Genomic DNA, 1270 nt, shown 5'->3' on the forward strand with positions numbered 1-1270 from the left:
ATCCGCCTGCATGGCCGCTTCCTGGCCGGCACAGTGCTCGCTGGTATAGGCAATCCGGTAGCGATGTTGGCTGTGGTCCAGCGCCTCCAGGGCCATTTTGCGCCAGGGGCAGCCCTGGCTGGCCAGCGCCAGGGGGAGGGGATTTTGGGTCACCGCGATACCGCTCTGGGCGCCTGCCCATACCAGGGGCTCGCTATGTACCACTTCCCCTCGTGCTGGCCGTGCCTGCTTGCCGGTGGTCACCATAATCAGGTCCAGCTTGCCGGCGTCCAGCTGTTTGAGCATGTCGGCGCTGCGGCCGACAATCACATTGACCTGTACCGCAGGGTGGGAGCGGGAAAACTGGGTGAGCACCTGGGGCAGGATGCGGGTGCCGATATCATCCGGGGTGCCCAGCCGCACGGTGCCTTCCAGTTCAGGGGCGGTGAAATGGCTGATGGCTTCCTGGTTCAGCTTCAGTAGCCGCCGGGCGTAACCGAGCATGGCTTCCCCTTCGGCGGTCAGGCTGACTCGCCGGGCTTCGCGCAGGAATAGCCGTTGGCCGAGCTGCTCCTCCAGGCGCTTGATCTGCATGCTCAGTGCCGAGGGGGTGCGGAACACTTCGCTGGCAGCCTGGGTAAAGCTTTCGGTTTCGGCGATGGCCACGAAACTGCGCAGGATTTCCGTGTCCAGCAGGGGCTGGAGAGGGGTGTTGGGTGGCATGGCTGACCTTTCAGAAAAATTGAACGGTAGGTGCAGTTCTTTTCGATTTACTGATAATAAACCTGATTGCATCATGGAGGCCAATCAAAGCCCAGCCACTCCATATTGTCATCAGACAGGGAGGAGACCATGAAGCACAACGAAACCCAGACCCTTGAAGCCCCGGTACGGATTCAGTCCCGCAAACCGGACCTGCACATGCCGGCCATGCCTCCGCTGGCGATGATGGATGCGCTTGATTATCGCATTCGTCTGGCCTGGTACCGCCTGCGCAAGAACCGTGCGCAGCAGCGTGCCCGGGTGATCCAGCGTCTGCAGAGACCTCTGGCCTGACCCTTTTTGCCGGGCTGTCAGGGTTTGACAGTCCGGCCATAACAAAAAAGGCGCCTGAAAAGGCGCCTTTTTTGTTTGTGACACGGAAGCCGTGACGGGAATTACATGTTCGGGTAATTCGGGCCGCCGGTGCCTTCCGGGGCCACCCAGTTGATGTTCTGGGTGGGGTCCTTGATGTCACAGGTTTTGCAGTGGACACAGTTCTGGGCGTTGATCTGGAAACGCTTGTCGCCCG

The 1270-nt window shown here is 60.6% G+C and carries 3 protein-coding genes; 1 reads left to right on the forward strand and 2 read right to left on the reverse strand.

Features of this window, described 5'->3' with window-relative positions:
• Positions 1-702 (reverse strand): LysR family transcriptional regulator (locus A3754_RS25665; protein WP_063521715.1); only part of this gene is annotated, 702 nt, incomplete at its 3' end.
• 129 nt (positions 703-831) lie between these two features.
• On the opposite strand from A3754_RS25665, the gene A3754_RS25670 reads away from it, so the two are divergent.
• Positions 832-1035 carry a hypothetical protein gene (locus A3754_RS25670; RefSeq protein WP_063521714.1) on the forward strand — a complete coding sequence of 68 codons (204 nt, stop codon included), beginning with the start codon at positions 832-834 and terminating at the stop codon, positions 1033-1035.
• Positions 1036-1136: 101 nt separating this feature from the next.
• Here the strand turns inward: A3754_RS25670 and A3754_RS26365 are convergent.
• The coding region (locus A3754_RS26365) for a 4Fe-4S dicluster domain-containing protein (protein ID WP_156497240.1) at positions 1137-1270 on the reverse strand (134 nt) is incomplete at its 5' end.

The organism is Alcanivorax sp. HI0083 (assembly GCF_001635175.1).

What these genes read in the sequence shown, in the direction of transcription:
- A3754_RS25670 (WP_063521714.1), top strand. Translation starts at nt 832, where the DNA reads ATGAAGCACAACGAAACCCAGACCCTTGAAGCCCCGGTACGGATTCAG.